This is a genomic window from Roseisolibacter sp. H3M3-2, from assembly GCF_029211165.1.
In the GTDB taxonomy this organism is placed as follows: Bacteria; Gemmatimonadota; Gemmatimonadetes; order Gemmatimonadales; family Gemmatimonadaceae; genus Roseisolibacter.
In genome coordinates, this window is sequence record NZ_JARGEK010000222.1 from 1 (window position 1) to 8,124 (window position 8,124).

The following is an 8,124-nucleotide window of genomic DNA, read 5'->3' on the forward strand; positions in this document are numbered from 1 at the left end:
GCCGCCAGCACCGCGCCCGCGTCGAGGGCGCGCGCGGCGGGCGGGGCGGCGGGCGACGGGTGCGACGGCGCGGCGGTCACGAGGCGGGCACGAGGAGGGTGGCGGCGAGCGGCTCCACGCGCGCCACGAGCGGCGTGCGTCCGAGCAGCTCCCCGTCCGCCTGGGCCGCGCGCGACGGCGCGGTCTCCACGCGGAACTCCCGCCCCGCACGGTAGAGGAGGCAGCGGTCGTCGCGGAAGTCCCGGCGGGACAGCCGCCAGAGGACGCGGACCGCGTCGCCCACCGTGTCGGGGGAGAAGAGGCACAGGTCCAGGCGCCCGTCGTCGGCCTCGATCCCGGGGCCGAAGCGGAACAGGTCGCCCAGCACCGCGCCGAAGTTGACGATCATCACCGCCGCCGCGTCCCGCCGGATCTCCTCTCCCCCGTCGACGACCACGCGCACGGCGAACCGGTCGCGCGCCACGATCGCCCGGGCCGCCGTCAGGGCGTACGCCAGCACCCCGAGCCGGCGCTTCCAGCGGGCCGGCGTCTCCTCGATCATCCGCGCGTCGATCCCGACCCCGGCCGCGAAGGCGAAGCGCCGCGCCCCCGCCCCCTCCGCCTCGACGACCCCCAGGTCCACCCGCGCCACCCGCCCGCGCAGCAGCGAGGCGACGGCGTCGGGGACGGCGAGCGGCACGCCGAGCGTCCGGGCCACCAGGTTCCCCGTCCCCCCGGGGAGGATCCCGACCGGGACGTCGCCGTGGGCGAGCGCGCCCACCACCTCCATCGCCGTCCCGTCGCCGCCGAGCGTGAACACGGCGTCGACCTCCCCGCACGCCGCCGCCAGCTCGGCCGCGTGCCCGGCGCGCTCCGTCCGCCGCACCGCGCACGCGACGCCCGCCCGCGTGAACGCCCCGGTCGCCTCGGACTCGAGCGCCGCGGCCTGGCGGGCGGCGGGGTTGACGATGAGGAGGACGGAGGAGATCCGTGTGGCGACATCGCTCGACGCTCGACGCTCGACGCTCACGCGGCCGCCCGGACGAAGCGAGCGTCGAGCGTCGAGCGTCGAGCGTCGAGGGGCCGCGCGCCTCCTAGAAGCTCCACCGCCGGAAGAAGTCGATGCCGCCCTGCGTCGGCGTCTGCTGGTACGAGCGCGTCGAGCGCCCCGGCTGGCAGGCCTGCTGCACGGAGCCGGGCTCGAGGCCGACCTCGACGCTCAGCGTCGCCGTCAGGCGGCGCTCGATCTTGAACCCCAGCCCGCTCGCGAACAGCGAGAGCGCGCCGGCGTCGGTCGGCGAGTTGAGGCCGCAGAGCCCCGTCGTGAACGTGTAGAAGGTGCGGCGCCCCAGCTGCCCGCCGACGCCGAGGCGCGTGCGCGAGAGGATGCTGCCGCTGCTGCGCAGGAAGCCCGTGGCGTCGCTCGACGCGCCGGCCGTCTGCACCTGCACGACGTCGAACGGGCCGCCCTGCGTGAGCGCGCCCGACAGCAGGCTCCCGGCGAGGCGCAGCGCGAGCGCTGCGCCCTGCTCGCGCCCCTGCGTCTGGCCGAGCACCGCCGACGCCGGCTCGCCGGTGACGAGGTAGCTCACCAGGTCGGTGTCGGGGACGGGCGGCGTATCGGCGCTGGAGAGGCGGAGCGTCGGCTGGTTCAGCGTGCCGCCGATGTTGACCTGCACGCGCACGTCGGGGCGGTTGGTGACGCCGCTGCGCGCCTGCCGCACCACGTGCACCGCGCGCACGTCGAGCGTCGGGTTGAGGTCGGGCGTCCCGAAGAAGCGCAGCGTCCCCGGCTCGACGTCGAAGATCGGCTGCGCGAAGCCGAGGTTTAGCCGGTACGTCCCGCGCGTCACGCCGAGCGCGCCGAGGAGCGCCAGCTGCGACTGGTCGCGGCTGCCGACTCCGAGCCCCGGCCCGCGGCCGACGGCGCGCGTGACGGCCAGCGACCCGCCGAGCTTGATGTTCGCCTCGGGCGAGCGCAGCCAGACGTCGTCGCCGACCTCCAGCCGCACGTCGTCGAGCGTCAGCCGCTCCACGAACGCCGACGGCGCGGGGACGAGGCGCCGGTTCTGGCCGACGGTGGTGTCCACGACGTCGCGGTACTCGTTCAGGTCGACGATCCGCTTGTCGATCAGCTCGGGGATGTAGACGCGCCCGCGCTCGGCGCGCACGGCGCCGCGCACCACCGCGCCGAGGTACGGCCCCTCGATGCGCACGGGCTCCGGGGTCGAGAGCCAGAGCGTGGCGAGGCGCGGGCGGTCGATCGCGAGGAAGTTGCGCGCCGCGAGCCGCAGCCCGAACGTCGGGTTGTCGGCGCTGGTGAGCCGCACGAAGCCGGTGAGCGCGAGCGTGTCACCCGCCCCGCCGCTGCGCGCGAACACGCGGCGCACGGCCACGCTGTCCCCCTCGAGCGCGACGTCGGCGGCCAGCGCCTGCAGGCGGATCCCCGCGGGGAGCACGGTCGCCGCGCCGCCGTCGAGGTGCAGCGCACCGAACAGGCGCGGCCGCTCCCACGTCCCGCCGAGGTCCAGCCCGACGCGCATGCGCCCGGCGACGTCGCGCAGCCCCGGCACCACCGCGCCGAACAGCGCCAGGTCGAGCGAGTCGGCGCGCACGCTCCCCTTCAGCGTGTCGTCGGGGAGCCGCCGCGTCCCCGGCACGAGCGCGAGGTCCACCGGCAGCTCCGCGGTGGCGCCGAGCAGCCGCGCGCCGCCGCGGAAGAGCCCGAGCTCCGCGACCATGCGCCGGTCGGCGTAGCGGCCCTCCATCGAGACGCGCTCCACCGCCACGCCGACCAGCGTCGCGTCGCGCGCCTCGGCGCGGAGGTCGCGGTGCGGCGCGGCGCGCGCGCGGGCGAGCCGCGCGCCGAACGTCACCCGCCCGTCGTAGGCCGCGGCCGGAGCGGTGCCGGCGGTCCCCGGCGCCCGCGCCGCGGCGGCCAGCCCGGCGGCGTGCGCCAGGTCGGCGATCGGCACCGCGTCGAGCGCAAGCGCGCCCGAGATGGCGCCGGTGTCGCGGACGGCGGCGCCGAGGGCGATGCGCGCCCCCGCTCCGTCGCGCAGCACGAGCGAGTCGAGCGTCAGCTCGACGCCGGCCGCGCGCGCCAGCAGCACCGCCGGCACCGCCAGCCGGTACTCGTGCCGGTGCGCCACGGCGAGACGGGCGCTGTCCACCAGGACGACCGAGCTGTCGGTCGCGAGCCGCGCGCGGCCGCCCACCGCGAGCGCCGCGCCCGAGTCGCTGCCGGCGCGCACCGACCAGTCCCCGGCCCGCGACGCGTCGAGCACCAGCCGCCCCTCGGCGCGCGACAGCGCGAGGCCGCCGGCGAGCAGCGAGTCGCCGCTGGCCGTGAGCGAGAGCGTCGCCGCGCGCAGCAGGTCGCGGGCGTCGATCGCGACGTCCGCCAGCGCGGCGCGCGACGCGCCGTACGCCAGCTCCTCCCCCGACACGCGCGCCGCGAGCGCGAGGCCGGGCGACGCGGCCGTGGTGTCGATCGTGCCGACGAGCGTGCCCTCCAGGCGCAGCGTCCCGCCCAGCGAGTCGGCGGCGGCGGTCGCGACGCCGGCCGAGGCGAGGGAGGCCGGCATCAGCCAGCGGCGCAGCCCGCCCAGCGAGTCGGCGAAGGCGCGCACGCGCAGCGTGTCGGTGCGCGCGGCAGTGAGCCCCAGCGCGCCCGCCGCGGTGAGCCGCGCCGCCGTGCTCTCGACGTCGAGCGTGTCGACCAGCAGCCGCCCGTCGCGGAACGCCAGCCGCGCCTCGCCGCCGTACAGCCGCGCGCCGTCGACGACCGACCGCTGCAGCCGCAGCGCGAGCGTGCCGCCCAGGTCCGCCGCGGTGGCGCCGACCGCGTTCACCGAGCCGTCGGCCGTCAGCGACGTGACCGGCAGCGTCGTGTCGGCGAGCAGGCGGCGCAGGTCGAGCTGGGCGACGCCGAACGTCCCGGTGGCGCCGTACGCCGGCTCGTAGGCGTCGACGGTGCCGTCGAAGCGCAGCGTGCCGGCGTCGCCGGTGAGCGAGGTCGTCACGCGCAGCGCGTCGACGGTGCCGGCCACCTGCAGCGGCCCCGAGACCAGCCCGCGCAGCGGCAGCATCGGGTACGACCGCGCGAGCGCGTCGAGCGACAGCGGCTGCGCCTGCATCGCCAGGTCGTACGTCATGAAGACGTCGCCGAACGTCACGCGCCCGGCGCCGGCGAGGCGCGACGGCGCGGCCGGCCCGTCGACGTGCGTCAGCACCGCGTCGCGGAAGCGCACGTCGAGCCACGACGAGTCGAGCGTCGCGCGCCCCGCCACCGTCCCGCCGATGCGCGGGAAGTTCGGGTTGAGGTACGTCAGCGTCCGCAGGTCGAGCGTCGCCACGTCGACGGCCAGCCCGCGGAACTTGGTGAACGCGGGGAAGAGGATGTCGAGCCCCCCGCGTGCCGACCCGCGCGTCACCGCCCCGGGCACGTTGCGGTCGGCGTAGGTGAAGCGCGCGTCGTCGAGCTGCCAGCGGTTGAGCGGGCCGCCGCGCGCCTTCACGGTCCCGGTGATCGTCCCCTGCCAGTCGTAGGGGAACGGCCCGCCGGCGAGCGCGCGCAGCAGGTCGAAGTCCACCGGCTCGGCGCGCAGGTCGAGGTCCTTCACGACCAGCACCGGCCCGCCGACGCCGTACGTCATCGCCCCGCGCAGCCGCGACCCGGTCGTGCGCACGTCCATGTCGCTCAGCGCGTAGTCGATCACGCGCAGGTTCCGCGGGTCGTTGCGGATGGAGAGCCGCATCCGCCCGCCGCCGGTGCGCGGCAGCGTCGGGTACACCCACGCCACGTCGCGCAGCGAGACAGAGTCGCCGACCACGCGCACGTCGTAGCGCATGGGGAGGTCGCTGCCCCAGACGATCTTGGCGCGCCCGGTGCCGGTGGAGCCGGCGAGGTCCCAGTGCGGCACCTCGGCCCAGATGCTGTCGCCCAGCCAGCGCACGTCGCCGCGCACGTTGCGCCAGCGGAACGGCGGGTCGCTCTCGTTCACGTCGAGGCGCCCGATCACGAAGCGGCGCCCGGCGGTGTCGGGGTCGGCCAGCCGCACGTACGACAGCGCGACGGCGCCGTCGGTCCACTTCCAGGTGCGCGCGAAGTTCCGTCCGCGGCGGCGGATGTCGGCGTCCTTCCGCCCCAGCGCGGCGGCGACGGCGCTGTCGCGCCGCGCGCCCTTCAGCGAGTCGGCGGGGTGCCAGGGGAGGGTGAGCTGGAACGACCCGCCCGTGACGACCGCCGAGTCGACGACGATGTAGTCGCCGAACCCCCGCCCGCTCCGCGGCGCGCCCGGCGGCCCGCCCTGCAGCACCTGCTTGTAGTTCCACGTCCCGTCCTCGGCCTGCGACAGCCGCACCACGGGACGCTCGACCTCCACGCGCCGGAGGAGGACGCGGCGGTCGAGGAGGTCGCGCACGTCGTACCACACGCGCACCCGCCCGACGGCGACGAACAGCGAGTCGTCGGGGCCGCGCAGCACCACCGAGTCGACGGTGACGCCGCCGAGGAAGCTGCCGCTGATGCGCCCGACGTAGAGGGTGCCGCGGACGCGCGGGGCGATCACCTCGAGCAGCGTCGTGCGCACCCACTCCTGCCCGGCCCCCGACTGCGTCACCCCGACGACGAGTGCCACCGCCAGCACGCACAGGGCGAGCAGGCCGGCGGCGCTGGCGAGGGCGACGGTGCGACGGCGAGGCAAGGGGGGCGGCCGGGAACGGCGGGAGCGGGAACGGCGGGAGCGGGAACGGCGGGAGCGGGAACGGCGGGAGCGGGAACGGCGGGACCGGATACTACGCGAACGGCGGCGGCCAGTCTCGGGGCACCCGCGGTTTCCGCTCCCGTAGTATCCGTTCCCGCCTCATCCGTTCCCGCCGTCCCGGCTCCCGCCCGACCCGGTCGTCAGAACGCCTGCCCGATCCAGATGCTCGGGTTCAGCCGGCGGAAGAAGCTGCGCCCCCCGGGCGGCCGGAACTCGGCGGGACAGGCGCCGCGCTCCTGGACGGGGTAGACGTCGCCGGGGCGCGTCGGGCGGACCACCAGGTCGTTGAGCGGCGCCACGCAGTAGAGCTCCTGCTGCCCCGAGCCGTTGCCGCGCTCCCCCGACTCGGTGATGTAGTAGGCCGCCCCGCCGATCGGGTCGTACGGGTTGTAGCCCAGGTCGATCCGGATCGCGCCGAAGGGAGAGCGGATGCGCACCCCGGCGCCGGGGGTGAAGCGGAGGCGCCCCTGGACGTCGGCGGTCTTCACCTTCCGGTCCCACACCGCGCCGGCGTCGGTGAACACCGCCAGCGAGAGGAGCGAGGGCAGCACCGGGCTGCGGAACTGCGCCTCCAGGTTCGCCACGAACGAGGTGTTCCCCCCCACCGGCACCGTGCGGTCGACGCGGTCGTCGCGCGGGTCGGCCAGGTAGAGCGTGTCGCGGAGCCCCGGGATCGCCAGGGTGTCGTAGCTCTGCACGAGGTAGACGACCGGCCCCAGCTCGTTCTGGCGGAACCCGCGCACCGTCGTCGGCCCGCCAGCGAAGAGGCGCTCCTGCGGCGGCGCGCCGCCGAACAGCGCCCCGCCCTGCACGTGCGCGATGAGCAGCGACCCCTCGCCGAAGCCGCGGTACCACGACGCGTCGAGCACCGCCTTGTTGAAGCGCTGCGAGCGGTCGGAGCCGGTGAACGCCGACGAGTGGCGCAGCGTCAGCCGCTGCTGCGACCCGCCGGTCGGGTTGAGCGGGTCGTTGGTGCGGTCGCGCACCAGCGCGTAGCCGATGGCCCCGAGCGGCACCCGCCGCGCCAGGAAGTTACGCGCGTCCTGGTCGCACGCCGAGAACAGCGCGCAGAACACCGCGGCGTTCGCGGTCGTGCCGCCCAGCTCCAGCTGGTAGGTGAGCGTGCTCGGGAGCCGCGAGCCGGCGCGGCTGGCCACCGACAGCAGGGCGCCCACGACCGTCGTGCGGCGGAAGGCGTTGTACTCCGACTGGCGCGACGTGAACAGCGTCAGCGACGGGACGCGCCGCAGCCGGAACAGGCGCGGCTGCCGGACGGTCGCGCCGGCGTAGTAATTCAGCTTGTCGCTGTAGATGTCGTCGCGCGCCTGCGGGCACAGGTCGGGCACCCCGCCGAGCGGCTCCCCGATCCCGATCCGCGACAGCCGCGCGGTCAGCTCCAGCCGCTGCGCGCGCGGCAGGAAGTAGTAGCTGGTGAAGTCGCCCTGGGTGCGGAAGCAGTCGAGCGTCGCCCACCCGGCCGACACGCGCGCGGCGCGCAGGTCCCCCTCGGCGAGCGTCACCACCAGGTTCGCCACCGAGTCCGGCGTCCCCGACGCCGTGTCGACGCGGATCTCGACGCGGCGGTAGGCGTCGGTCTGGTAGAGCGTGCGCTGCGCCTCGACGATGTCGGAGGCGCTGAACACGTCGCCCGCGCGCAGCCCGAGCGTGCGGCGCACCACCGGCTCGGGGATGCGCGGCTGCCGCCCGCCGGTCGTGTCGACGACCACCGCGACCCGCCCGAGCCGCGTGAACGGCCCCGGGAGGAAGCGCACCGTCGCCGCCGCCGCCATGGTGACGGTGTCGGTCGTCCACTCGGGGAGCGCGTCGGCGCGCGGGTAGCCGGCGTCGCGCAGCCGGGTGAGGATCGAGTCGGTCCCCGCCTCCAGCAGGTTGCGGTCGAACACCGCGCCGCGCCGCAGCGGGAAGTCGCGCGCCATGGCCGCGCCGCCGCGCACGCCGTCGAGCCCCGCGATCCCCACCGAGTCGAGGCGCAGCGCCGACCCCTCCGCCACCGTGAACGTGACCGCGACCGCGCCCGGCGAGAGCGTGCGCACCGTCGTGTCCACCTTCACGCGCGGGTAGCCGCGGCGGCGGTAGTACGCCTGCAGGCGCAGCAGGTCGCGCGGGAACTCGTCGGGGTCGAGGCAGCGCCGCGTGCCGAGGATGCGCAGCCGGCTGGCGACCGACGACGGCGTCGTGACGACGACCAGCCCGAGCTCCTCGTCGCTGAAGGCCCGGTTCCCCTCGAAGCGCAGCGTGCGGACCTCGCGGTCCCCCGCCTCGCACAAGCGGTCCTGCGCGGCGGCCGGCGCCACCGGCGCCGCGAGGGCGAGGGCGGCGGCCGCGAGCGCGCGCCTCACCCGCCGCGTCGGCGCGG

General features: G+C 76.5%; 3 protein-coding genes. All 3 read right to left on the bottom strand.

What is annotated here, in order from left to right; translation table 11 throughout:
- Positions 1-76: 76 nt before the first annotated feature.
- The gene (locus tag PYV61_RS16635; RefSeq protein WP_275833623.1) at positions 77-1,009 is read right to left on the bottom strand and encodes a diacylglycerol kinase family protein; all 933 of its coding nucleotides are present in this window, start codon (positions 1,007-1,009) and stop codon (positions 77-79) included.
- Positions 1,010-1,073: 64 nt separating this feature from the next.
- A complete protein-coding gene (locus PYV61_RS16640; RefSeq protein ID WP_275833625.1) occupies positions 1,074-5,687 on the bottom strand; it encodes a translocation/assembly module TamB domain-containing protein in 4,614 nt (1,537 codons plus the stop codon).
- Between the two features lie 200 nt (positions 5,688-5,887).
- Positions 5,888-8,124 (bottom strand): BamA/TamA family outer membrane protein (locus tag PYV61_RS16645; RefSeq protein WP_275833627.1); only part of this gene is annotated, 2,237 nt, incomplete at its 5' end.